Consider the following 25072-nt stretch of genomic DNA (forward strand, 5'->3'; position numbering starts at 1 on the left):
TTAGCCTTTTACACTGCCTGCGGTGACGCCTTCAATAATCTTCTCTTGCAGAACCGCATAAATCACTATAACCGGAACCACACTGTAGACAATCCCCGCCGACATCTGTGCGTAATTCATCTGATACTGATCGCGGAACTGGACCATCCCCACCGGGAGCGTACGCAGCTCGTCATTGGAGAGAAAATAGTTGGCCAGCAGGAACTCATTCCAATTTCCCAGGAAATTAACAATGAATACCGTAACCATCGCCGGAACTGTCAAAGGTACAATAATTCTAGCAAATATACCCGGGGCCTTCAAGCCATCCATGACCGCCGCTTCTTCAATTTCACTGGGCAGCGAACGCATGAAGGCCGCCAGAATAATGATCGTGAACGGAATCGCATTGGCAATGTAAGGAATAATGAGCGCCCAGTGGGTATTGAGAATATGCAGCTTGCGGACAATCGTGTAGATGGGCAGCATCAGCGCATTATTCGGAATCAGCATCCCGATCAGGACCAGCGAAAAGAGGATGCCGTTCCACTTCCCTTGGCGCATCCGCGTGACCGCGAAGGCGAACATAGACGCCAGCAGAATAGACACTACAGAGGCCAGAACCGAAATATATAAGCTGTTGAAAAAATAAGTGCTGATCTTGGCATTCACCCACGCTTCCACATAGTTGGACCATTCGAAGCTCTTCGGAATGCCGAAGGGGTTGAGGGCAATCGCATTATTATCCTTCTTCACCGAAGAGAAAAGGACAAAGAGGAACGGAAACAGCACAATCACCAGATACCCTAGCAGGGCGATGTGCGGCAGACTTTTTTTCAACGCGCGCGGCATCAGTATTCAATCCTTTCCGTACGGCGGGCAAACACCAGCTGGTAGAGGGCGGTTACCACGAGTGTGAACAAGAAGATCAGAACAGCGATCGTATTGCCGTACCCGTATTTGAAGTTGGTAATCGCATACTTAATCATATAGGTAGCCATTACCTCGGTTGAACCCGCAGGACCGCCCTTGGTCATAACAATGACGATATCGGCAGCCTTCATCGCTCCGGCAATGGAGAGCATAATCACCACCGAAATGATCGGTACGATCAGCGGCAGAGTGATGCGTGTAGCCCGCTGGAACCCTGTAGCGCCATCTATGGCCGCTGCTTCATCCAGCTCACCGGGAATGGAGAGAATCGCCGCCAGTACCATTACAATGTAGAATCCGGTCCACTGCCAGGCGTTCGTAATCAGAATTGACAGCATGGCGAAGCGCTCATCCGACAGCCAGTAGACCGGCTCAATGCCGACAAGGCCAAGCACTTTGTTGAACAAGCCAATATTCGGCTCATAGATGAAGCCCCAGAGAATCCCGATAACCGCTGTAGACATAATGGATGGCATGAATACCGCCGTCTTGTACAGCCCCTTCAGCTTCTTCACATTCGCAATCAGTAAGGAGAAGAACACAATCAGCGGCACCTGTATGCCTACGGAGAAGAGAATGAACCACCCGTTATTTTTCACAGAAATCCAGAAGCGTTCATCTCCCAGCGCTTTCTTGAAGTTGTCCACTCCGGCATATTTGACCGTCTCGGATACACCGTTCCAGCTAGTGAAGCTATAGTAGATTGAGCTGAAGATGGGATAGATGAAGAACATTACGAACAGCACCAGTGCCGGAATAACGAACAGAATGAACACCAGAGGATTTCTCAGTGCCTTATTCATAGCTACCTCCATATTGCTTTCTTTTGAAAAATGCACCCTGGAGCAAGCACCAGGGCACATACAGTTCACCGTCTCTTATTCCACCGCTGCATTAGCCTCTTCCTGTATCTTCTGAAGCGCTTCGCCCATCTTCTCAGGAGTCGTCTGCCCGCCGATCAGGCTCTGAATCTGGATATTACTGATTTCAGTGGTGACATCCGCCTGCACCAGCGAATCAAAGGCCGGGAAGGACGACTGGGAGCTATTCAATACAGCGACAATCTCACTCATCAGATCATCCGTAATGTTCTTGTTCAGCACAGCCTGATCGATCTTCATGGCAGGCAGGACTCCGTCCTCTACCAGACCGCGCAGTTGCATCTCTTCATTGAACATATTCTTAATGAAGGATTTCACTGCTGCAAGCTGCCGCTCATCTTCACCCGCCGAAGCGGAGAAGCCATAACCGTTGTTCACATCGCGCATAAGCGCCGTCTGATCCCCCACTCCGCCTTCAACCGCCGGAATATTGAAGAAGCCGACCTTGCCGATTAGACCTTCGCCGGATTGGCCGGCTTTGAATACGGAAGACTTCCAGGTTCCGTCATACATCAGGATGGCTTCACCGCTGGTGAACTGGGTCGTATATTCAGCATATTCGAAGCCCAGCTCTCCCTTCTTGAAGTAGCCTTTATCCACCCATTCCTTATATTTCGCCAAGCCCTTGATAACGTTCGGATCATTCCACTTCGCTTCACCGGTAGCGAACTTCGCGGTCACATCCGGTCCGGCATAACGGGACCAGAGATGGTTGGCCAGCATCAGCGGTACCCAGCCTGCTTTGGAGGCACCGGCCATCGGCACTTTACCATCCGCTTTAATACCGGCCAGCTGCTGCTCCAGTTCAGCGAAGGTTGTCGGAGCCTTCCAGCCCTTGCTGGTATAGTATTCTTTATTATAGAAGAAGCCTTCTCCGGAGCCGCCGATCGGCAGACCGTAAATCTTACCTTCATAGGTGAACGGGTCCAGATTAGAGAACTTGTCTTTGATGCCTAATTCATCAAGGATCGGGGTCAGGTCCAGCAGCTTGCCTTCTTTGGCATAGATCTTGGAGTCCGGGCTACCGAACAGGTCGAAGATCTCCGGAGGGTTACCGGCCGCCATTTCACCGCGCAGCTTCTCCTTACGGTTCACATCCGAATCTACTCCATCAAGCTTGAAGGTCAGTCCAGGCACATCCGCCTGCACCTTGCCCACCACATCCTCCAGAATAGCCAGTCGTTTCTGTTTGTCCGCTCCAACCTGGGTATGACGGATCGTCATTTCAAAAGGCTCAGCATTAGCCGGTTCTTCCGTTGCGGCAGCATTGGTAGCAGCAGCTTCATTCGTTGCAGCAGGCTCTTTGGTGGCAGCAGCATTGTTATTCTTGTTGCCTCCACAGCCAGCCAGCAGCGCCGAGCTAACGAACATCAGGGACAACAGCAGTGTTAGACTTTTTCTCATTACGGGTGACCCTCCCTATTTCATGATTTCCCTTACAACTCTAATTATAGAAAATCACATTTGTAATCGTAAGGTTAAGATTTATCTTCAATAGGGATAAAATCCTCTAATGGAAGCGGATTCAGTTAGGTTTCCTGACATAGAAAAAAGCGAAACTCCTCAGAATAGAAGCTCCGCTTTTGAAATTCTTATATGCAATTAGACCAATGCGGTCTGCATACGGCCTTCTTCAATCAGCCGGTACGCACGCTGCACTTCTTCATCGGAAGGCGACTCTACCCCTTCAAGCTCATAGGGACGGCCAAGCTCCTTCCATTTGTAGATGCCCATTACGTGATAAGGCAGGATTTCGAACTTCTCTACTCCATTAAGCGTTCCAATAAAGCGTCCAAGGTTCTGCAAATCCTCTTCCTTATTGTGAATGCCTGGAACATAGACATGGCGAATCCACATTTTACGGTTATTATCGGATAACCAGCGGGCCAGCTTCAAGGTACGGTCGTTGGACTTACCGGTCAGCTTGATATGCGCTTCATCATCAATATGCTTCAGATCCAAGAGCACCAGGTCAGTAACATCCAGCAGGTCGCTGATTTTCGATCCATCATTATAGCCGTTGGTATCAAGCGTGGTATGCAAATTCCAGCGTTTCTTCACCTCGGTGAACAGTTGCTTCACGAAATGCGCCTGGAGGGTTGGTTCACCGCCGGATACGGTCAGGCCGCCGCCGGACGTTTTATAATAATTCAGGTAAGGCTCAATTTCCGCCAGTACTTCCTCGACGGTCATTTCCTTGCCTTCATTGAGTTCCCATGTATCCGGGTTGTGGCAGTATTGACACTTGAGCAGGCAGCCCTGCATAAAAAGCACGAAGCGGATACCCGGGCCATCCACCGTTCCAAACGTCTCCAAAGAGTGGATATGTCCTTTAAGCATGAGATGTCATCCTTTCGAAAAAAACTTAAAATTTTAACCACTTTCAGACAAGAGTGTACCGCCCTCTTGCAAGGGCGGCAGCTCTTTGATTGATTTCAGTTCTTGTAGAACAAGAATGCTTCTTACATGGAATCGTGGAATGTACGGTTGATAACATCCATCTGTTGTTCACGGGTCAGCTTGATGAAGTTAACAGCATAGCCGGATACGCGAATCGTCAACTGTGGATAGTTCTCTGGGTGATCCATAGCGTCAAGCAGCTGCTCACGGTTAAATACGTTAACGTTCAAGTGCTGAGCGTTATTGTGGAAGTATCCGTCCATCATGAAGACCAGGTTGGACTTACGGGAATCTTCGTCTTTACCCAGCGCCTTAGGAACGATGGAGAAGGTGTTCGAGATACCATCCTGTGCATCGGAGTAAGGAAGTTTGGCAACAGAGTTCAGGGATGCCAGGGCGCCCTTCTTGTCGCGTCCGTGCATTGGGTTAGCACCAGGAGCGAATGGTTCGCCTTTTTTACGTCCATCAGGAGTAGTACCAGTCTTTTTACCATATACAACGTTCGAAGTGATAGTCAGTACCGATTGAGTCGGCACAGCATCACGATACGTTTTGTTTTTGCGGATCATCGACATGAAGGTTTCAACCAGCTCAACAGCAATGCCGTCAACAGCGTCGTCGTTGTTACCGTAGCAAGGGAATTCACCCTCAGTTTCAAAGTCGATAGCAATACCTTCTTCGTTGCGGATTGGCTTAACCTTAGCGTATTTGATTGCGCTCAGGGAGTCAGCAGCAACGGACAGTCCGGCAATACCGCAAGCCATAGTACGCAGAATGTCGCGGTCATGCAGCGCCATTTCGATACGTTCGTAGGAATATTTGTCATGCATATAGTGAATGATGTTCAGCGTATTGACATAAGTCTTAGCCAGCCATTCCATCATTGGTTTGAAGCGTTTCATTACTTCATCATAATCCAGGTATTCAGAAGTGATAGCAGGATATTCAGGACCTACCTGAGCACCGGATTTCTCATCTTTACCGCCATTGATCGCATACAGCAGAGCCTTAGCCAGGTTGGCACGGGCACCGAAGAACTGCATTTGCTTACCGATACGCATTGGGGATACGCAGCAGGCAATCGCATAATCTTCGCCCCAGTATGGACGCATTACATCATCGTTCTCATATTGGATAGCGCTGGTCTCAATAGATACCTTAGCACAATATTTTTTGAAGCCTTCCGGAAGCTTCTCGGACCACAGTACAGTCAGGTTTGGTTCTGGAGCAGGTCCCAGATTGTACAGGGTATGCAGGAAGCGGAAGCTGTTCTTGGTTACGCGGGTTGTGCCGTCTTCAGCCATACCACCGATGGATTCTGTAACCCAAGTTGGGTCGCCGGAGAACAGGTCGTTATAGTCAGGCGTACGCAGGAATTTCACGATACGCAGCTTCATTACGAAATGGTCAACGATTTCTTGAGCTTGCTCTTCAGTCAGAGTACCTTCTTCAACGTCGCGTTGAACATAGATATCAAGGAAGGAAGATACGCGTCCAAGGGACATTGCCGCACCATTCTGTTCTTTAACAGCTGCCAGATAACCGAAATATACCCATTGTGTAGCTTCTTTGAAGTTCGTAGCCGGTTTGGAAATATCCATACCATGAGCTGCAGCCATTTGTTTCAGTTCGCCAAGAGCACGCATTTGCTCGGACAGCTCTTCACGCAGACGGATAACATCTTCTGTCATGGAGTCAACTTCAAGCTCAGCCAGTTGCTGCTTCTTGTCTTTAATCAGGAAATCAATACCATACAGAGCAATACGGCGATAGTCGCCGATGATACGTCCGCGGCCATAAGCATCAGGAAGACCTGTGATTACGCCCGATTTACGCACAGCTCTCATATCTGGTGTATATGCATCAAATACGCCTTGGTTATGCGTTTTGCGGATGTTCGTGAACATGTCAACGATATTCTGCGGAAGCTCGAAGCCATAAGCCTTAGTAGCATCGATCATCATCTTGATACCGCCGAACGGCTGAATGGAACGTCTGAAAGGCGCGTCAGTCTGAACGCCGACAATCTGTTCCTTGTCCTTGTCAATGTAGCCAGGAGCGTGGGAAGTGATGGTGGAGACAGTATCGAGGGATACATCCCATACGCCGCCTCTTTCTCTTTCTTCCTTGCTCAGCTGGGAGATAATCTTCCACAGTTCAGTTGTATTGCTGGTAGGTCCAACCAGGAAATCTTCAGTTCCTTCATAAGGCTTGATGTTCTTTGCAATAAAGTTGTTAACGTCAACTTTCTTGGCCCAGACACCTTTTGTGAAATTTCTCCAACCTGATTTTGCTTCTAATACTTCTTTTTCAATCACCGACATGCTAAATCCCTCCATTTATATTTATTATATTTGTAGAGATCGCGGGCTTGAAGGTTAATCCCGTGTCTCGTGATCCCGAAACTAATAGTTGTTATAAAATTCACAATCACATCTTCATAACGGGGATCGTTGTCTATATAAACATTTTAGTTTATTTTCTGAAAAAGGACTGTGACAAATATCACTCTTTCGGTGATATTTGTCACTTCCATCCAGTCCCATATTAACCTTTAACCTTATTCTTTGCCAGGCAACCGTTAATTAGTTATCGAATTTGCCGTAGAATGCGTTGCGGTATACATCAGCAAGCTCGGATACCAGCGGCATTTTAGGATTGGCAGTAGTACATTGGTCTTCAAATGCACGGTCAGCCAGATAGTCTACACGGGATTCGAAGTCCTTAGGATCGAAACCAAGAGCCGAGAAGGATTCTTCGATACCGAGTTTTTTGTTCATGTCGCGGATTGCATTGATCAGGCTGGTTACGCCTTCTTCGGTAGTGCGTGCAGGCAATCCCAGAATACGGGCGATTTCTGCGTACCGTTCGTCAGCTACAAAGTGCGAATATTTAGGGAACGAAGCGAACTTCGTAGGTTTCTTGGCATTGTAACGGATAACATGCGGCATCAGGATCGCATTGGTACGGCCGTGTGCGGTGTGATACTGTCCGCCCCATTTGTGTGCCAAGCTGTGGTTAATCCCCAGGAATGCGTTGGCAAAGGCCATACCGGCAAGCGTCGAAGCATTGTGCATTTTCTCACGGGCCAGCTTGTCACCTTGCAGTGCGGATTTCTCCAGCCACTGGAACACCAGTTGGATGGCTTTGATTGCCAGACCATCGGTATAGTCACTGGCCATTACAGATACATAAGCTTCGATAGCATGTGTCAATACGTCCATTCCTGTATCGGCAACTGCAGTCTTAGGCAAGCTGTAGACAAACTCAGGGTCAATAATTGCTACGTCTGGAGTCAGCTCATAGTCAGCGAGCGGATACTTGGTATTATTGCCTGTTGTCTTGTCTGTGATAACTGCGAACGATGTTACTTCAGAACCTGTACCCGAAGTGGTTGGAATGGCAACGAATTTCGCTTTGTTGCCGAGCTTAGGGAATTTGTATACCCGTTTGCGGATATCCATGAACTTCTGTTTCAGGCCGTTGAAGTCTGCATCCGGATGTTCGTAGAACAGCCACATACCCTTGGCAGCATCCATTGGGGAACCACCGCCGAGTGCGATGATGCAGTCCGGCTGGAATCTGTTCATCATAGCTGTACCTTTTTCTACAGTAGTAGTCGATGGATCCGGTTCAACTTCCGAGAACACTTCGATCGCTACAGGAGTCTGGCGCTGACGCAGATAGTGCTCAACTCTTTCAACATACCCCAGCTTAACCATTACAGGGTCAGTGATGATAGCAACGCGTGTGATATCAGGCATTTTGGCCAGGTACTGAGTGGCTCCCTTTTCGAAGTAAATCTTGTCAGGTACTTTAAACCATTGCATATTCACGGTACGACGATTCACCCTTTTCACGTTGATCAGATTGATTGCAGTGACGTTCTGCGATACCGAGTTGCGTCCGTAAGATCCGCAGCCCAGTGTCAATGAAGGGATATTAGTGTTGTAAATGTCGCCGATTGCGCCGTGAGTCGATGGCGAGTTGACGAGAATACGTCCGGTCTGCAGACGGTTGGAGAACTTCATGATTACTTCTTCGTTGTTGGAATGGATAGCCGAGCTGTGGCCCATGCCGCCAAATTCAACGATTTGAGCTGCGCGCTCGATACCCTGGTCAGCATTCTTCACCTTGTAGCAAGCCAGAACCGGGCTCAGCTTCTCAGCGGACAATGGATATTTAGTACCTACACCTTCAAGCTCAGCTACCAGGATCTTCGTTCCGGCAGGAACCTGAATGCCGCACATTTCAGCGATCTTCACAGCGGATTGGCCAACGATAGCCGGGTTAACTGCACATTTCTCTACGTTCATTGCGCCGCTGGTCAGCTTAGCTGCTTCTTCTTTGTTCACAAAGTAACAGCCGTTTGCAATCATTTTCTTTTTCACTTGATCGAAGATGGCTTCTTCAATGATAACTGCCTGTTCAGAAGCACAGATCATACCATTATCAAAAGTCTTCGACAGGATAAGGTCTGTTACAGCCTGATCAATATCAGCACTCTTCTCAATGAAGGCAGGCACGTTACCAGGACCTACGCCGAGTGCCGGTTTGCCGCAGCTGTAAGCTGCCTTGACCATTGCCGATCCGCCGGTTGCCAGAATCAGTGCAACGTCCGGATTGTTCATCAGTGCGTTTGTTTTGTCCATCGTAGGAAGCTCAATCCATTGGATGAAGTTCTCAGGTGCGCCTGCTGCTACGCCTGCATCATGCAGAATTTTGGCTGCTGCCGCACTGCACTCTTGCGCTGACGGGTGGAAACCGAATATAATAGGGTTACGTGTCTTAGCGGAAATCAAAGCTTTAAACATCGTGGTGGATGTTGGATTGGTTACCGGTGTGATACCCATAATGATTCCGACTGGTTCAGCAATCTTCTGGAAGCTGTCATAAGCGTTATCCTCAATAACGCCTACAGTCTTGTCGTACTTAATACCGTGCCAGATATATTCAGTGGAGAAGATGTTCTTTGTAATTTTGTCTTCGTATACTCCGCGTCCTGTTTCTTCAACAGCCAGTTTTGCCAGGTACATATGCTTGTCGAGTCCGGCCAGCGCCATTGCATGAACGATTGTGTTTGTCTGCTCTTGATCCAGGCCCATGAACGCTTCGTGGGCTTTCTTTGCTTTATCCACCAAAACCTGAATATACTCTTCAGCGGTGGTTTGTTTCACTTGGGCGGCGACTTCGTTTTTAACTGCCATCTCCCTCGTCCTCCTGTCAATTTTTAGGTTGTTTCTTTCTATACATTTATCTTAGCACATCCTTTTCACCTTGTATAGTGAAATCTTTCACAAAGTTTAAAGTTTTTTTTGAGTTGTTTTCAAAGCGCTTTCATTCGATCATTTACCGGTATTTTTTCCACATTATATGTAATATTTAATTAATATTTGTCTATTCTGCGAACGCAATACGATAGTCTGCAGCGTTGATGGCCCATCTTGCCTTGCAATGCCGGTTGGGCTTCGGGAATTTTGCTCATGAATGCCAAGCCTCCACTTCGGTTCATCCGTCGCTCTTCTACAGACTCACTCTGACGGTGAATATAAATATAAATCTCTGCCAAGTGGAAACGGCTTTGCCGTCCTTTTAAAGGACGGTAAATTACCCTGCGGGTGAACGATGCTAATGCCTCTCTCACCGGCCGCTTTTAAGGAGCAGTAATGGTAATGTTGCAGTTTTTGCAGGATTTCTCTATAACTTTTACGGGTTGCAAGTACAATGTTGCATTATTTGCACAAATTTCGGTGTTTAGAGCACGTTAGCGCTGAATTTGTTGCAGTTCGTGCAGGATTTCAGCATAGAACGCTTCTTTGGGGCAGTAATGTTGCACTTTTGGCAGGATTACTCTTAAAATGTTATTGGCATAATTTCCTGAAAGGAAAAAAAGGAGACAGCATCTCTGCTGCCCCCCTTATTCATCTCTTCCCCTAAGTCTAGAAAGAGACATCCCAGGCTACTCCACCTTAATGGTATCGAAAAATTTCTTCTGTACGGTTGCGGCTGCTGCATCAAGCTGGGCCTTCGAGTCCGTGCCTTCCTTGGCGAACAGCTCCTGAATGACATTGGACATGGTTGCATAGTAGTCCTGGGTATTGTACTGCGCCTCAGGCTTGCCGTCGAGCAGAGCCATAATATCTGTATTGTATTGATATACAATATCAGAGTATTTGTCATACACTGCTTTGGTCTTCTTGCCGAAGTCGGAATCGGCAGCATAGTAATCCAGAAGCGGCGGAATGAAGTATTTGCCGTCCGCCTTGCGCTGCTGCAGAATGGCATCGAGCGCATCCAGGCCTTTATCCGAGAAATAGTCGAAGGTAATATAACGGAAGGCCATCTCCTGCTCATCCTTGCTGGCATTCGGGTTAATGACCAGATAGTCGCCGCCGAGCACACCGGTATGCTTGCCGCCCTTCTCAGCCGCAGGCATTGGATAGGTCAGCACATCCTCAGGCTTGAACCCGCCCTGGTTAAGCGCCTGTTCAATGACTCCGTCTGATCCGGCCATTACCATCGCGGTACGGCCCTGCTGGAAGGCACCTACAGCATCGCCCCAGCCGAGCGCCCAATCCTGGGGAACCGCTTTGGCTTCCCATCTCAGCTTTTTATAGAAGTCCAGCGCTTTAACACCAGCTTCGGAATTGAAGGTGGCCACCACCTTTCCGCCCTCAATCTTCTGAATCTCCCCGCCTGCTTCGAACAGGAAGTTGGTCCAGTTCCAGCCGGCTTCGTTGCCTTTGCCCATCGGGGCAATCCCGGAGATACCTTTCTTGGGATCGGCCACTCCTTTGGCTGTGTTCAGCATGTCGTCCCAGGTCCAATCCATTGGAGGTACGGCTACTCCTTTGCCATCCAGCATCTTCTTGTTGATCATTGTTGTAGTGACGTAACCCTTTTGTGTAACCCCATACACCTTGCCGTCAATGATGAACTGGTTCTGCAGCACAGGATTGATCTGATCCTTGAACTCATAGTTATTCCACAGATCGGTGATGTCGGCTACCCAGCCCTTCTCAATCAGGAATTTAGCTTCGGTGGCATACGTGTTGAAGAAGGTCGGCGCTTCATTCGCTGCCATCTTCACCCCGATCTCGCTTACATTATACTGCCAGTCGTCCTTGACGATCTCCACGTTCGGATAGACTTCCTGGAACCGCTTGATCTTGTCATCCTCCTGCGCTCTCACCTCGGTCAGGTCCGGCGTAGGATAGTGGATTTTAATTGTTACCTTTCTCTGGGTGATATCGTCAGCCGGTGCTGCAGACGGAGTGGCTGACTCTTCCGCCGCCTGGGTCGCTGCTGGTGCAGGTGTCGCTTCTCCCCCGTCAGCCGCCGGCTTGTTGCCGTTATTATTGCCGCCGCAAGCGGACAATAAGGTCCCCGTGACCAGGAGACAGGCGAATACGCTGGAAACTTTACGCATGGTAACTCCCCTTTTCCATATCATAATGAGCTTACAAATTCATCTTAAAAGAGAAACCGTTTACAAACGAGGTGTATTTATATTCCCTTCATGTGCAGGAGTACGATCTCTAACGGACCTCATCCTTCCTGCTCAGCCTTTGACAGCAGACAATGAAACTCCGCGCATAATGAACTTCTGGAAGACCAGGAATACCAGGATCGGCGGCAGAGAGACAATGAACAGAATTGCGAATTTGATGTTCGTATTCAGCGCTTTTACATTGATAACGTACTTATAGATAGCGGTAGCGAGCGTATACTTCTCCTCACTGTGCATGACCAGCGACGGCCAGAACCAGTCATTCCAGGCTGTGGAGAAGATGAAGATCGCCAGTGTTGCAAAAATCGGAATCGACAGCGGCACCGCGATGGTGAAGAAGCTTCTCGGCTCCGAGGCCCCGTCCATCCGCGCGGCTTCCAGAATCTCAGGATGAATCCCGTCGAAGAAATTCTTAAGCAGCAGGAAGAAAAATGTGTTCGCGCCTGCCGGCAGCCAGAAGGCCGCATATTGATTGAGCAGGCCCAGCTCCTTCAGATTGACAAAGTTCGGAATCATATAGCTCGTAGCCGGAATGAACAGTGTCATCAGGAAGAAGAAATAGAAGGCCTTGCGGTAAGGCACATTCATCCGTGAGATACTGAAGGACGCGAGTCCCAGTACAATTAGCGTGGCGACCATATTCCCTGCAAAAATATACAGGGTGTTCCGCAGAAACATAGCCAGATCGATATAATCCAGCGCATCCTTCAGATTACCGAAATGCCATTCCTGCGGAAAAAAATGCGGCGGAAAGGAATTGACCTCGATATTCGACTTTAGCCCGTTGAACATCGTCATGAGGATGGGATACAGCATGCTGAATATCATCAGGACAATGAACAGCACCATAATTCCGTAGACCACCCTGTTGCTGGTCTTTTTCAGGTCATGCTCCGAGAGAATACCTCTGTCTGCGCTCTTCATCCTAGTTGTCCTCCTTGTTAAGCTTGAACTGTAGAATGCCCAAACCGCCCAGAACAACAAACATCAGCATCCCCAGCGCAGTCGCCGTACCATAATCCAGTCTGGTAAAAGCATACTTCACAATAAGCAGCGCATACGTCAGCGTAGCATTGTTCGGCCCCCCGTCCAGCAAGGCCAGCTGTGACTGGTAGCCCTGAGAGGTGGCAATCACCTGAAGAATCAGCATCAGCAGAATCAGATTGCGCAGCGAAGGCAGGGTGATGTGGCGGATACGGGCCCAGACTCCGGCTCCGTCAATCTCGGCGGCTTCATACCAGTCCCGGGGAATACTTAGCACCGCAGCAAGATAGATCAGCATCCCCGAGCCGAACTGCTGCCAGGTCTCCATGAAGACCAGCGAGATCATCGACCACCGGGTATCGGTCAGGAAGGCGATCTGCTCCGCTCCGGTGCTGCCGATTACCGCATTTATCGGTCCAACGGGATCATACAGCCAACGCCACAGCCCGTATAGGACTACAGCAGGCATGACATATGGCAAATACGCAGCAACGCGCACGAATCCGCCGAATTTCCGCAGCTCGGAGATCGCAATGGCAAAGGCAATCGGAACCCAGAAGCCGATCACCAGGCAGAGCAGCATATAGTACAAGGTGTTTTTGACAGCAATCAGTACATCGGGGTCAGTAAGGGCCCTGGCATAATTGTCCAGGCCGACGAAGGTATTCCCTTTGACGAAATCAACGGTGTAGAAGCTGTACAGGAACCCTTTGAAGATAGGCACCCACATAAACATAATGAAGATAATCAATGCGGGGACAAGAAACATCACGCCCCAATAATTCTTTTTCCAGCGGTTCTGCTTGTACGGCTTGCTCTCCAGCTCCGCTGGAAGGTGATCATGTAACGCAGCAGACTGATTCATTCCGGCTCCCTCATTCCTGTCGTCTTTCAGCACTTTATGGGAAAGCGCCTCCTGTCTTCATTGTAGGAAATGAGGGAGAGACTTAACATGTCTATATCTATGGCAATCGTAAGCGTTCTTACTTCTTCAGTTCGCTGGGGCTGAGTCCAAAGTATTTTTTGAAAATTTTGCTGAAATGCTCAGGCGACTCGTATCCTACCCGCTCCGCAATCTCATACCGCCGCAGATCGGTGTTCAGAATCATCTCCCGGCTGTCCTCCATCCGCAGCTTAATGACATATTCCCAGAGGTTGTAGCCTGTATTCTTCTTGAACAGATAGCTCAGGTAATTAGGGCTGACATGATTCTTCTTCGCTACTTCATGGATCGTCAGACCCTTCTGGGCGTAATTCCCGTCAATGTATTCCTTCGCCTTCTGAACGATCAGATTGCTATGCGTATGCAGCTCCTCAGGTGACGGATCAGCAGCATAGTTGTTCCAGTTGAAATCCCCATAATAGAACACATAATGATCGGCATGCTCGTTGTTCCAGAGGATCGCCTTCGAGGCCTGCCGGTTCAGCACATCCATGAAGCTCAGCCCCTTCAGAATCTGGCTGATGCCGATGACAGCCCGGAGCTGCAAATAGCGGTTAATATTGTAATGGAGGCTGCGGCCCAGCACCTCCAGGCGGCTCAGCTGGCCGGTGGATGGCTCCTCGTAGCTCTGCTCATCCCACTGAATCAACACGGAAATCTCCCCGTCCGGCGAATAGAACGCGGTAGAATTCCATTCCTGGTCGAGCAGCTCCTTGGCAATATTCAAGGCAGCGTAACGCAGCAGGCTATGATCGTGGGTAGTGTACCTCTGCTCCGGCCGGTCTTGCGGCAGGGGAAGCTTGATTTTGATCACCGCAAAAAACGGCCCCTGCAGCCTCAGCTCATCCAGCTTGCGCCGCTTCTCCTCTGCCCCCAGCACCGCCGCAGTCTCCGTAAGCAGGCTGTTCAGCAGCTCGCTGTACTCGGGAAGCGGCTCCTCCAGGCGGAAGCGGTCTGCATTCCCATCCATATAAGTGGCCAGCTCCGGCGACGGTCTATTCATCTTCAGGACGACACTGCGCACCGAATCCAGGAACTGCTCACTGTTCAGCGGCTTGATCAGATAGTCTCTCGCACCCAGCCGGACGGCCATCTGGGCGTACTGAAAGGTCTCATGCGCAGAGATGACGATCGTCTGCATCCAGGGCCTGGTCATTTTGGCATGCTGCATCAGTTCGATCCCGCTCATAGCCCCCATCTGGATATCGGTCACAAGCAGATCAATCTCCTCCATGCGGATACAATCCAGTGCCTCATACCCGCTGCCAGCCGTATAGATATGGTCAATATCCAGCCCGGAAGCAGCCAGCAGACTGCTCAGTCCTTTGCAAATGAGCGGCTCATCATCAACAACAAGTATATTGAACACCGTATTCTCTCCTCTACTCTATAGTCTCTGACTTCGGAAGGATCACACTTACTATCGTGCCTCCGCACTCGCGCGGTCTGTAGCTGATCCCGTAATCCCCGCCGAAGTGCAGTTGCACACGCTGATGGATATTGCGGATACCGTAGCCGTTAACCGGGTTCGGGCTGTCATCATTGAGTATCTGTTCGATAGCCTTATAATCCACCTGCTTATAACCGTTATCCTCAATGGTAATCCGAATCCGGCCATCCTCCAGCACAGAGGTAATAATGATTTCGCCGTCCTCCTCCATATGCTTAACCCCGTGGATAATCGCATTCTCGATCAGGGGCTGCAGCGTGATCTTGGGGATCAGATTCCTGGTCGTCCCGGGAGCAATATTCCAGATAACGGCGAACACATAATCATGCCGGTGCTGCTGGAGCTTGATGTAGGCACCGGCATGCTCAAGCTCCTCTTCGAGCGTGATCAGCTCCCGGCCCCGGCTTAAGCTGATCTTCATCAGCTTGGATAATTCCTTGATCATTTCCGCGGATTCCACGTTGCCTTCGAGCGAGCTTTTCCAATAAATACTCTCCAGGGTGTTGTACAGCAGATGCGGGTTGATCTGCTGATAGAGCAGCTGCAGCTGCGATTCCTTCTGCTTCAGCTCCATCTGGTATTTGTACATAATCAGGCTGTTGAGCCTGCGGGCCATATCGTACGTGGCGTTAATCAGCACACTGACCTCATCGTTGCTTCCTCTGCGTGGAGTCTCGGGCACACGGTTGCCCGGCTCATACTTGCGCACAAAAAAAGCCAGCTTCTGCAAAGGAGTCATCAGCGAACGCCAGAAGTAGGTAATGATGATCAATCCGAACAGCGCATAGGCCACTGTTATGTATTGAATGACGCGTTTCATTTCGTTTTGCTGCTGGAGCAGGGATTTGACGGGTACCTTGTAGACCAGCTTTTGCTCAAAGGCATGATTGTTGTTCACCACATAGATGAAGTCATCAGTGATGATATCCTCGGTCCCTTCCGGATCTCCCGCCTCCGAGCCGTCCGGCAGAACGATCACCTCTCCAGTTGAATTCGTGGTGGAGGCCAATACACGGTTGCTCATATCCGTCAGATAGATTTCCCCGTCCGGCAGTGAGATGGACCTTAGCGATTCACCGATCTTCGATTCCATCTTGGTCACCACCAGCACGCCGAGCGTTCCTTCCCCCCGGTAGATATTATTGACAGCCCTGACATAAGTGAGCGTCTTCAGATCTTCGGCCTGCGGACTCAGCTTCTCGGTGAACATCAGGGTACCGCGGCCTTTCTGCTGCACCACCTGTTCGAACCAGTACGGCTGTTCCTCTTTGGAGAAAAAATAAACCCCCGCCTTCTTCACCTGCGGAAAATTGGGAGCGAAAAAGTAGTAGTTATCGGGATCATAAACGTACAGCGAGTAGTAAATGCCGTCCCCCCGCTCCGCTCCCTGCGAATAGCTGCCGAGCAGCTTCTCGATGGTCTCATAACGTTCCACCCGCTCCAGCACCGTATCATTCCCGCTCATGTTGAGCTGCTGCAGGACCGGATTCTGGATGACGGTGGTCGTTATTTTATTCACCGTATCGATGTCTCTGTTAATAATGGCGAAATTCTGCTTGTTCAACTCCACATAAGCATTGGTCACATGGTGCTTCAGAATCTCCTCTGCTTTGTAGTTGCCGTAGCTATTCAGAATCAGAATAGGCGTAATCATGATCAGGAACAGCAGAATCAACTGCTGCTTAACACTGAGCCTGACAATGGGTTTCACAAGCATGGACAACATCTGGATTCACCTCCAGTTTTAATAATATAACAAACGTATAAGCGCTTACACAGGTTTATTTCAAAGTTCTTTATGTCCATTTATATGGAGTTTCTCACCCAAGTAAAAACCAGCCCTCACACGAACATCCCGCGTTGGACTGGTTTTATAGTGCTTCATCCTGAGCACATTGAGCCGGACGGCTTATGCTAGCTGTAATTCTTCCTCTACTGTTCTCAAAAAAGCAAGCACAGCAGCAATCATCTGCTCCAGCCCCGGTTGTTCAATCGGAAAATGACCTGCACCCTCTAGAATCACAGATTCTTTTCTGCTTTTAAGATGGTCATAAAATGGTCTGCTGAAACGGTAAGGCGTCATAGGATCTAATTGAGGATGAACGAGTAATACCGGACAAAGATCAAAATGCTGAGGTTTCAGGACCGGTTTCATATTTAGAAAGGTTCTTAATAAGCGTAAAGGGATTTTTGTTCCTGCCGCATGAGGATCATTCATAATGAGTCTGGTCAGCTCGGCGTTGTTCGTGATCCATTTCATCCGGGATACTTTATTCACAGAGATCTGCAGGGTATCTGTTAGGGCAGGGAATTGATTCATACACCATCCGCCTAACCGGCTAATGAGTTTGTTAGGAGCTAGCTGATCACGAACCTTCACCTCACTCGTATCCACAAATGTCGTTGCAATCAACCCTTTGACCTGCTTACTTTGTACTGCGGTGTGATAAGCCAACATGCCGCCAATACTGGAGCCCAGCAAAATAACAGGCTTGCCGTCCCGTTTCAGCTCCTGTTCGATCAGTTCATTCAGGATGTCAATCCAGAGTTGATAATCCAATGATTCCCCTGAATCGGTATAGCTTAGACCATAGGGAGGCAGATCCGGAGAGACGACTTCATAACCATAGGTTTGCAGCATGCGCGCATAAGGAGCGAGCAATCTTCCATTGCCGCCAGCTCCATGAATGAAAATGATTTTTAAAGGTGCGTCAGGAGCTGGCATACGGTCCAGATGAATATGGGCATTATTCCAGATCATCCATTCCTCAGTTGGCATATGTTCCGCATCGATCTGCATTTCCTTAGAAAAAAATTTTTGATATTGTTTCCAATAAGTCACCGATTGGTTATAGGATGAACCCGAACCCTTGTTCATGAATATGTAGTTCCTTTCCACGCTTCCTCGCTTAGGGGACAGGAATTTCTTTTTCCATAATAAAATCATCCATAACAAATCCATTGCCGATATCCGCCATTTGTCCCCGTAGGGTCCGGAAGCCTTTTTTCTTATATACTGCAATACTGGATTCGTTATCACGATTGACTGTCAGCCAGATATGAGTCAGATTACGGTCCTGACACAGCTTCTCCAGGAAGGCCAACGCTTGGCTGGCATAGCTGCGCCCCCTGTACTCCTTACTGATATAAAACTTACTCAAAAAGAGCTTCCCTTCCTCTTCTCTGGCCGACATATATCCGGCTGTGGAGCCTTCGCCGTTATGGATCAAGTAATATTCGTAGCCCTGATGATGGATCTGATCCGTTATCGCGGGAACCGATTGGAACTTTCCAATCATGTAATCAATCTGCGCGATGGTAATCATGGAGACATAATGTTCGTGCCATATTTCTGCTGCCAACCGGGCAACCTCAGCAGTTTCTTCCGCTGTTTTCACTTGTGAAAATCTAAGCTCCATAATATGTACCTGCCTTTCCTGAGTCTCTCGTATCACCCTATCCTTGGACACGGACATTGAAGCAGAAGTTCACGCTCTGGTATACCCGTTCAATTGCAGCCACGAGGCACAGGCATCCGTCCAGGTCTTGGTGTGCGGCTCTTCAGGGGCTAAGCCCAGACCGTGTACACCATGCGCATAGATATGCAGATCGAATGGAACCTTATGACGGCTAAGTCCTGCGGCGAACAGCAGGCTGTTCTCCACAGGAACATAATCATCGTCCGAGGTATGCCAGAGGAACGTTGGCGGCGTGTCTGGGGTTACCTGGAACTCGCTGCTGAGCTTAAGCGACAGCTCCGCATCAGGAATGTCTCCCAGCAGATTCTCCTTCGAGCCTTGATGTGTGACCCCTTCGGTCATCGAGATGACCGGGTAGCATAGAATGAGGCGGTCAGGACGGCTGGACAGCCGCTCCAATGGCTCCGGGTGATCAGGATTACCGAGATCATAAGATACCCCTGCGGTAGAAGCTAGATGTCCGCCTGCCGAGAAGCCCAGAATGCCGAGCCGAGCCGGGTCAATGCCGAATTCGTCCGCGCGGAAGCGGATCGTACGCAGCGCCCGCTGCGCATCCTGAAGCGCACTCGGGTATTGATAGGGCGCTACACGATAGCGCAATACGAAGGCGGAGATGCCCAGTGTATTCAGCCACTGCGCCACGGGCCCTCCCTCATGATCGGCACGCATAGCGTACCCACCTCCCGGACAGACCAGCACAGCAGCATTCCCCTTGCCTTCTACTAAATACGGTATAATCGCAGGCTGATCCTCTTCGCTGGTTCCCAGCGCTCCAGGCGCCCCTTCAGGCCATAGCAACAACGTTTCCATCATCATCCCTCAAGCTTTCCTTCTATAATAGAATAGATAATAGAGGAAAAAAGTTCCTCAAGAGCCATTCTATCAAGCCCTTACAATTCATGCAATCCGGATATCACCAGATCCGCTGCCTTCAGCACTTCAGGCTTCCCGATACCTACCACCTGCATTCCGGCCGCCTTGCCGGCGGCTACTCCAGCCTCAGCATCCTCGAACACCACACAGTCCTGCGGCTCCAGCCCCAGCTCCCGGCAGGCAGACTGGAACACCTCAGGGTCCGGCTTAGCCCGGGCTACCTTATTGCCGTCAATAACAACGTCGAACAGCCCCGCAATATTCAGCTTCTCCAGTATGAATTCCGCATTCTTACTCGCAGAGCCAAGGGCAATAGCCACGCCGCGTGCTCTAAGCGCATTCAGATAGGCTCTGACTCCAGGCAGCAGCTCTGATTCATCCAGACCTGAGATATATTCTACATAAAGGCGGTTCTTCTTCTCCGCCATCGCCAGCTTCTCTGCTTCGCTGTATTCAAGGCCGCCAATCTCTAGAAGAATATCCAGGGATCTCATCCGGCTGACGCCCTTGAGCCGCTCATTGTCCTGTTCGGTGAACGGGAAGCCCAGCTCCCCGGCGAGCGAGCGCCAGGCCAGATAATGATACTTCGCCGTGTCTACAATCACGCCATCCAGATCGAAGATAGCGCCCTTCATATGCTCCAGCATCATGGTCATGCTCCTCTCTGATTGGACTCAGACGCTAACTCCAGGATCGCACCGGGAGGGCACGGCACCACCTCACCGCCGAATCCGGCGAAGCTTACCGCTTCGCTGTTGCCCGGCGCTGCCGTAACCGTGATCTCTTCGCGGCCGATCCGCAGCCGGAAGCTGCCGCCGCGCAGAATCACCGGCAGCTCAATGGAACTCCAGGTCTCCGGCAGAGACGGCTTAAGGGTGACGGTCTGTCCATCAAAGCCCACACCCGCGAAGCCAAGAACCGCAGCCATCCACGCGCCACCGTTCGCCGCCGGATGCGTCCCGCCAATATAGAGGTCTCCGACATACTGCTTCGATTCACCGGTTAGATCTACGGTGGCAGTGCGCATGAAATACGGATATCCCCAATCCGGCAAGCCGATATCCGCTGCAGCCAGCGCATAGATACACGCGCTGAGGCTGGAGCCATGCTCGGTTCGCGGCTCATAGAATTTCCAGTTGGCCTGTTTCACTTCCCTGCTGAATCTGTCCCGGAACAGATGAAGCATGAGCACCACATCGGCCTGCTTCAGGATTCTTGTGGTTGTTGCCAGCCCATTGCCTCCGCCCCAGTACTCATTCGGGTGAATGACCCGTGCCTTCAGCTCAGCCAGAGACACATCCTCCAGTTGCAGATAATGGTCGAATTGTTCAATCACCAGCGTATCCGGGTCCGGCTGCGGAACATAGAGCTGTGCCAGCATTGCTGTGAACTCATCCAGGAACGGCCCGTCTGCATACGATTCAGCAAGACCGTTATACACAGCCGGATATTTGTCCTGCAACCGCTCTGCTGTCTGCAAGGCAATCTTCAGTGTCTCCTGAACCATGGCGCTCGTAAATGCGTTATTATTCACCCGCTCATGATATTCATCCGGTCCTGTAACATCCAGCAGCTCATAACGCCGCTTCACAGGATTATAGTAAGCATAGGAATAGAAGAAACGCGCACATTCCCAGATCACCTCCGCCCCGCCGTCCGCCAGGATGCTGTAATCTCCCGTGAAGGTCACGTATTGCCAGAGTCCATGCACGACATCTGCACTGATATGAATCTGCTTATCGCGGAAATAGGTCCGCATGGGGCGCCCGGTAAATACATCGTTCACATTGAACAGAGTGCAGGCATCATCCCCCGTATCCTGACTCTCCCAGGCATAAAAAGCGCCCAAATATCCGTACTCCGCCGCCTTCCGCCGCGCACCGTCCAGCGTGTGGATGCGGTACATCATCAGATTGCGGGCAATCCCAGGATCACTGTGCAGGAAAAAGGGCAGCATGAACATCTCCGTATCCCAGAATACGGCCCCCTTATAGACCTGCCCGGACAAGCCGCGCGCCGGAATCGAGACCTTCTCCGACTTCGTCGGTGCAATGATCAGCAGCTGATACATACTGTACCGCAGCGCGAACTGCGCCTCCACATCGCCTTCAATGATACAATCGCTGCGTGACCATCGCTCCGCCCACTTGCGCCGGTGAGCCTCCAGCAGGCCGGGATACCCTGTAGCGGCGGCCTCCTGGACGGCCCGCACCGCCTGCTCATCAGGGCTGCCTTCCGCAGGAGCGCCTTCTATATCCAGGCCCGTGTACACGGCTGCATATTTGCACCATGTATGAGTCTCACCTGCCTTGGCTTCTATAGAAATATGGCGCAGCGCGGTTCCTCCATCCAGCTCGATAACAGCGTCAACCCGCTTCGCCTGTTCAGCGGTACCGAACACTATAAGCTCCGCCACCGCCACCGGCAGCCCCAGCTCCCCGGTAACTGCTGTTGACAGCAGCGCCCCGCCGTGCGAGCGGCTCTGTTGCTCCAGCAGATGGGGGCCGTTGATATCCCACACTGCGGCATCGATTCCTGTAGTAATCTCTATCCGGCAATCGGCGGTGCAGTGAAGGGTCCATCTGGCGGCCAGCAGATGGAGCTGATCCATGCTGACGAACCGCTCGGCGGTCAGGGTCACCCTTCCGCCTTCTCCGATCTCAAATACCGTCTCCCGCCGGTGGATAGCTGAGCGGAGATCCAGGCTCTGAGTATGAGCCAATGGTTCGGTATCCAACACATTTAGCTTGCAGCCGTTGGCGCTGACTACCGTATACAGCCCGTTCGGTGCGTTCACCGGCTCACGCCATTTGTCGCCCGCCCGGTCATACACTCCGGCCAATGTAACCGCCGCAAGCTGCTCCTTCCCGAACTCCTCAAGGACTCCCCGGAAGCCCATATAGCCATTGCCGGTCATAAATTTGTTGCCGTTCGCCGTAATCCGCCCAGGCTCGAAGCTGCGCTCACTTACCGTCCAGTCCATTACACAGTCATCCCTTCAGCGAGAGGAAGCTCGATTCCTGCTTCATCTACGGTCACCCGCTGATCATAGATCAGCACCTCTGTGCTTCCGCCATTGACTGCTCTGAAGGAAACCGACTCTGCATTTACCGTAATACCCAGCAGTACGCCCCTGCACATCACCTGGAAGCTGTAAGCGGTCCACTTCTGCGGCAGCACCGGCCGGAAGGACAGACAATCTCCATCCGAGCGCATCCCCCCGAAGCCGTAGACGATGTTCATCCACGCTGCGGCGATCGATGTGGTGTGCAGCCCTTCCCGGGTATTGCGGTTATAGTTGTCCAGATCCAGGCGCGTGGCGAACTCGAAGAACCGGTACGCTTCCTCCGATTTGCCCAGCTCACTGGCCAGAATCGAGTGAATCGACGGCGAGAGCGAGGACTCATGAATACATCTAGGTTCATAATATTCATAATTCGCCAGCTTGGTCTCGCGGGAGAACTGCCCGTTGTACAGGAACATGAACATCAGCACATCCGGCTGCTTGATCATATCGTAACGGTACAGGCGGTCATACGACCAATTCGAGTACAGCGGGAACTCAGTCACCGGAATGGAGTGAATGTCGATATGCGGCATATCAAAAAATCCGTCATGCTCCTCGTAGATGCCGCTGCCGGGATCGAACGGGATTTTCATATGGACACGCTTGTGGTCCCAGTCAGCCAATTCCTCCTCGCGGAGTGCAGTAACCGCTATAACCGCCGCATATTCTTCAGGCGCCTCCGCCTTCATGAGGGCTACTGTTTCGAGCGTATATTCGAATAACTTCTGAGCCAACAGATTGATGTAGCAGTTATTGTTAACCATAAGCTGGAATTCATCCGGCCCCATCACGCCGAAATATCCGTATTCCCCGGTGCGTTGACCCCACTGGCCGCGGGATGCGTAGAAACGGCTGATCTGAATCAGCATTTCGGCGCCTTTGCTGTAGAGGAATTCCAGGTCGCCGGTGTTCTTCACATAATGCCAGATGCCGTAGGCGACTGCTGTCCCGACATGAAGCTGCAGATTGGAATGCTGCCACAGGTCACAGCTCTCTGTCCCGTCAATCGTGGCAATCGGATAGAATGCGCCCGCACAATCCACATCCTTCCCGCGCTGGAGCGCCTGAGACAGCGTCTTGTAGCGGAATTCCAGCAGACTGCGGGCCGCCTTCGGGTTATTGAACAGATAGAACGGCAGACAGTAGGACTCGGTATCCCAGAAGGCAAGCCCCCGGTAAGCTTCGCCGGTTAACCCTTTGGCACCGATGTTATACCCGGAATGGTCCCCGTGATACGTCTGATACAGCTGAAAAATACAAAAACGGATGCCCTGCTGATTCTCCGGGTCGCCTTCAATCCGGATATCGCTGGTTGCCCAGATGCTGCTCCAATAGGAGGCTTGGTCAGCAACCACCTCTTCCTCCACCAGCTGGTCCGCCGCTGCTGCAAGCTCCATGCCTTTTGTCCAGAGACGGTCTGCAGCTGGGGCAGCATCCGTGCCTGTCACATTGACCACAAGCTTCGTGAAGGAAGCAGGCTCCCCTTCAGCCAGCATAAGGGAGAATTGCCGCCCGATATACCGGTCATCTTCCACAAGCTCCGTATGCAGCGCCTGCGAAGACTTCAGGACAAAGCCCGAGAACAGCTGATTTCCGGTTGTCAGCGTACGGGCCATAATGGCAGTTATTGCTCCTTCCCCGCCGCGCTGCTGCTCTTTCCACATACTCTGGCCGTGTTCCTCATGAACCATGCCGAAGTCAAGGCCAGTACAAATATCTACCTTACCCGTGAAATTAAGCGCGGTGAAGCTAATCTGCTGCAGTCCCAGATGGGACAGAGTCATGCTGACCAAGCGTGTGAAGCAGAGCTTCAGCTTTTTCCCGTCCGCCAGCAGCCAGATGAACTCCCGTGTATAGGTTCCCGTCTGGAAATCCAGTCTGCGCGTATACGCCTCTATGCGGGAGTGAGCCAGATCCAGGGTTTCACCGTCCACCGAGATCCGGGTATGCAGCCAGTCCACGCTATTCACCATGTAGCGCAGCGACCGGATAATGCCTTTATAATGATTGCCAACCTCCATTTGCTCATTCAACCCGTTGAAATAGCTCCCCGGCAAGGAATCGCCGCTGTAGCCCTCGTCCGCATACCCCCGTACCCCCATATACTCGTTGCCCAGTGAAAAAATAGATTCCGAAGTCCGGTTGCGTTCCGGATCAAAGCCTTCCTCAATAATTGCCCAGGGATCGACCTTCAGATAGGGATCTGCTACTTTTGCCATAATTGAAACTCTCCTTCGCTAAGTGAGGCTTGGTCCGCTCCTCCGCTCACACAGCGGAAACAACAGACACTTTAGTTCCAGAGTATCGCTAAGCCCGCCCGTGACCAAGGTCCGCCTGTAAGCGAGTTATGTGCATTTGTACGGATCATATGGAATACGGACGACAAACGCAAAAAAGCCGCCCCCCTCTGCATCTATCCAGAACAGTTGACAACTGATATAATATCCTTTGAATCATGTAAAGAAGCCTATCATACGCCCAAAAACATAAGCTTTCTCACACAAATGAAGTGAAATTTATCACAATGTTAAAAATTCGACACTTTTAAGGGAAAATATTTACCCATAATGAGG

17 protein-coding genes are annotated in these 25072 nt (G+C 50.8%); all 17 read right to left on the bottom strand.

Annotated features, from left to right (window positions below):
- The 17 genes from NYE26_RS20070 to NYE26_RS20150 all read right to left on the bottom strand — a co-directional run bounded on the left by NYE26_RS20070 (window position 1) and on the right by NYE26_RS20150 (window position 24718).
- Window positions 1–831, bottom strand: a complete 831-nt coding sequence (locus NYE26_RS20070; RefSeq protein ID WP_036731881.1) for a carbohydrate ABC transporter permease — start codon at window positions 829–831, stop codon at window positions 1–3.
- Complete coding sequence (locus NYE26_RS20075) at window positions 831–1715, bottom strand: sugar ABC transporter permease (protein WP_036731879.1); 885 nt, start codon at window positions 1713–1715, stop codon at window positions 831–833. The genes NYE26_RS20070 and NYE26_RS20075 overlap by 1 nt, the downstream gene beginning before the upstream one ends.
- Before the next feature lie 75 nt (window positions 1716–1790).
- A complete protein-coding gene (locus NYE26_RS20080; RefSeq protein WP_339249572.1) occupies window positions 1791–3197 on the bottom strand; it encodes an extracellular solute-binding protein in 1407 nt (468 codons plus the stop codon).
- A 198-nt stretch (window positions 3198–3395) separates the two neighbouring features.
- Window positions 3396–4133, bottom strand: a complete 738-nt coding sequence (pflA, locus tag NYE26_RS20085; RefSeq protein WP_036731876.1) for a pyruvate formate-lyase-activating protein — start codon at window positions 4131–4133, stop codon at window positions 3396–3398.
- A gap of 122 nt (window positions 4134–4255) precedes the next feature.
- Window positions 4256–6517, bottom strand: coding sequence for a formate C-acetyltransferase (gene pflB / locus NYE26_RS20090; protein WP_076079923.1), 2262 nt, complete (start codon window positions 6515–6517; stop codon window positions 4256–4258).
- Window positions 6518–6778: 261 nt separating this feature from the next.
- Window positions 6779–9400, bottom strand: a complete 2622-nt coding sequence (adhE, locus tag NYE26_RS20095; RefSeq protein ID WP_036731873.1) for a bifunctional acetaldehyde-CoA/alcohol dehydrogenase — start codon at window positions 9398–9400, stop codon at window positions 6779–6781.
- A 752-nt stretch (window positions 9401–10152) separates the two neighbouring features.
- Window positions 10153–11622 carry an extracellular solute-binding protein gene (locus NYE26_RS20100; RefSeq protein ID WP_339249577.1) on the bottom strand — a complete coding sequence of 490 codons (1470 nt, stop codon included), beginning with the start codon at window positions 11620–11622 and terminating at the stop codon, window positions 10153–10155.
- Window positions 11623–11754: 132 nt separating this feature from the next.
- A complete protein-coding gene (locus NYE26_RS20105) occupies window positions 11755–12627 on the bottom strand; it encodes a carbohydrate ABC transporter permease (protein WP_209871219.1) in 873 nt (290 codons plus the stop codon).
- Between the two features lies 1 nt (window position 12628).
- Window positions 12629–13456 carry a sugar ABC transporter permease gene (locus NYE26_RS20110; protein ID WP_155991687.1) on the bottom strand — a complete coding sequence of 276 codons (828 nt, stop codon included), beginning with the start codon at window positions 13454–13456 and terminating at the stop codon, window positions 12629–12631.
- 214 nt (window positions 13457–13670) lie between these two features.
- Window positions 13671–14999 carry a response regulator gene (locus NYE26_RS20115; RefSeq protein ID WP_339249580.1) on the bottom strand — a complete coding sequence of 443 codons (1329 nt, stop codon included), beginning with the start codon at window positions 14997–14999 and terminating at the stop codon, window positions 13671–13673.
- 13 nt (window positions 15000–15012) lie between these two features.
- A complete protein-coding gene (locus NYE26_RS20120) occupies window positions 15013–16806 on the bottom strand; it encodes a histidine kinase (protein WP_339249582.1) in 1794 nt (597 codons plus the stop codon).
- 183 nt (window positions 16807–16989) lie between these two features.
- Window positions 16990–17958 (bottom strand): alpha/beta hydrolase, encoded by a 969-nt coding sequence (locus NYE26_RS20125; RefSeq protein WP_339249584.1) that lies wholly within the window; start codon window positions 17956–17958, stop codon window positions 16990–16992.
- A gap of 31 nt (window positions 17959–17989) precedes the next feature.
- The gene (locus NYE26_RS20130; RefSeq protein WP_339249586.1) at window positions 17990–18499 is read right to left on the bottom strand and encodes a GNAT family N-acetyltransferase; all 510 of its coding nucleotides are present in this window, start codon (window positions 18497–18499) and stop codon (window positions 17990–17992) included.
- Window positions 18500–18568: 69 nt separating this feature from the next.
- Window positions 18569–19369, bottom strand: a complete 801-nt coding sequence (locus tag NYE26_RS20135) for an alpha/beta hydrolase (RefSeq protein ID WP_339257547.1) — start codon at window positions 19367–19369, stop codon at window positions 18569–18571.
- An 80-nt stretch (window positions 19370–19449) separates the two neighbouring features.
- Window positions 19450–20079, bottom strand: coding sequence for a beta-phosphoglucomutase (pgmB, locus tag NYE26_RS20140; protein ID WP_339257549.1), 630 nt, complete (start codon window positions 20077–20079; stop codon window positions 19450–19452).
- Between the two features lie 5 nt (window positions 20080–20084).
- Entirely contained in the window at window positions 20085–22415 is a 2331-nt protein-coding gene (locus NYE26_RS20145) for a glycosyl hydrolase family 65 protein (RefSeq protein WP_339249588.1), read from the bottom strand.
- Window positions 22415–24718, bottom strand: a complete 2304-nt coding sequence (locus NYE26_RS20150) for a glycosyl hydrolase family 65 protein (protein WP_339249590.1) — start codon at window positions 24716–24718, stop codon at window positions 22415–22417. The genes NYE26_RS20145 and NYE26_RS20150 overlap by 1 nt, the downstream gene beginning before the upstream one ends.
- Window positions 24719–25072 lie beyond the last annotated feature (354 nt).

This window comes from Paenibacillus sp. FSL P2-0136, from assembly GCF_037975325.1.
Classification (GTDB): domain Bacteria; phylum Bacillota; class Bacilli; order Paenibacillales; family Paenibacillaceae; genus Paenibacillus_AQ; species Paenibacillus_AQ silagei.

What these genes read in the sequence shown, in the direction of transcription:
- adhE (WP_036731873.1), bottom strand. Translation starts at nt 9,400, where the DNA reads ATGGCAGTTAAAAACGAAGTCGCCGCCCAAGTGAAACAAACCACCGCT.
- NYE26_RS20120 (WP_339249582.1), bottom strand. Translation starts at nt 16,806, where the DNA reads ATGTTGTCCATGCTTGTGAAACCCATTGTCAGGCTCAGTGTTAAGCAG.
- NYE26_RS20145 (WP_339249588.1), bottom strand. Translation starts at nt 22,415, where the DNA reads ATGGACTGGACGGTAAGTGAGCGCAGCTTCGAGCCTGGGCGGATTACG.
- pflB (WP_076079923.1), bottom strand. Translation starts at nt 6,517, where the DNA reads ATGTCGGTGATTGAAAAAGAAGTATTAGAAGCAAAATCAGGTTGGAGA.
- NYE26_RS20135 (WP_339257547.1), bottom strand. Translation starts at nt 19,369, where the DNA reads ATGGAAACGTTGTTGCTATGGCCTGAAGGGGCGCCTGGAGCGCTGGGA.
- NYE26_RS20100 (WP_339249577.1), bottom strand. Translation starts at nt 11,622, where the DNA reads ATGCGTAAAGTTTCCAGCGTATTCGCCTGTCTCCTGGTCACGGGGACC.
- NYE26_RS20130 (WP_339249586.1), bottom strand. Translation starts at nt 18,499, where the DNA reads ATGGAGCTTAGATTTTCACAAGTGAAAACAGCGGAAGAAACTGCTGAG.
- NYE26_RS20110 (WP_155991687.1), bottom strand. Translation starts at nt 13,456, where the DNA reads ATGTTTCTTGTCCCCGCATTGATTATCTTCATTATGTTTATGTGGGTG.
- NYE26_RS20150 (WP_339249590.1), bottom strand. Translation starts at nt 24,718, where the DNA reads ATGGCAAAAGTAGCAGATCCCTATCTGAAGGTCGATCCCTGGGCAATT.
- NYE26_RS20080 (WP_339249572.1), bottom strand. Translation starts at nt 3,197, where the DNA reads ATGAGAAAAAGTCTAACACTGCTGTTGTCCCTGATGTTCGTTAGCTCG.
- NYE26_RS20125 (WP_339249584.1), bottom strand. Translation starts at nt 17,958, where the DNA reads ATGAACAAGGGTTCGGGTTCATCCTATAACCAATCGGTGACTTATTGG.
- NYE26_RS20075 (WP_036731879.1), bottom strand. Translation starts at nt 1,715, where the DNA reads ATGAATAAGGCACTGAGAAATCCTCTGGTGTTCATTCTGTTCGTTATT.
- NYE26_RS20070 (WP_036731881.1), bottom strand. Translation starts at nt 831, where the DNA reads ATGCCGCGCGCGTTGAAAAAAAGTCTGCCGCACATCGCCCTGCTAGGG.
- NYE26_RS20105 (WP_209871219.1), bottom strand. Translation starts at nt 12,627, where the DNA reads ATGAAGAGCGCAGACAGAGGTATTCTCTCGGAGCATGACCTGAAAAAG.
- pgmB (WP_339257549.1), bottom strand. Translation starts at nt 20,079, where the DNA reads ATGCTGGAGCATATGAAGGGCGCTATCTTCGATCTGGATGGCGTGATT.
- pflA (WP_036731876.1), bottom strand. Translation starts at nt 4,133, where the DNA reads ATGCTTAAAGGACATATCCACTCTTTGGAGACGTTTGGAACGGTGGAT.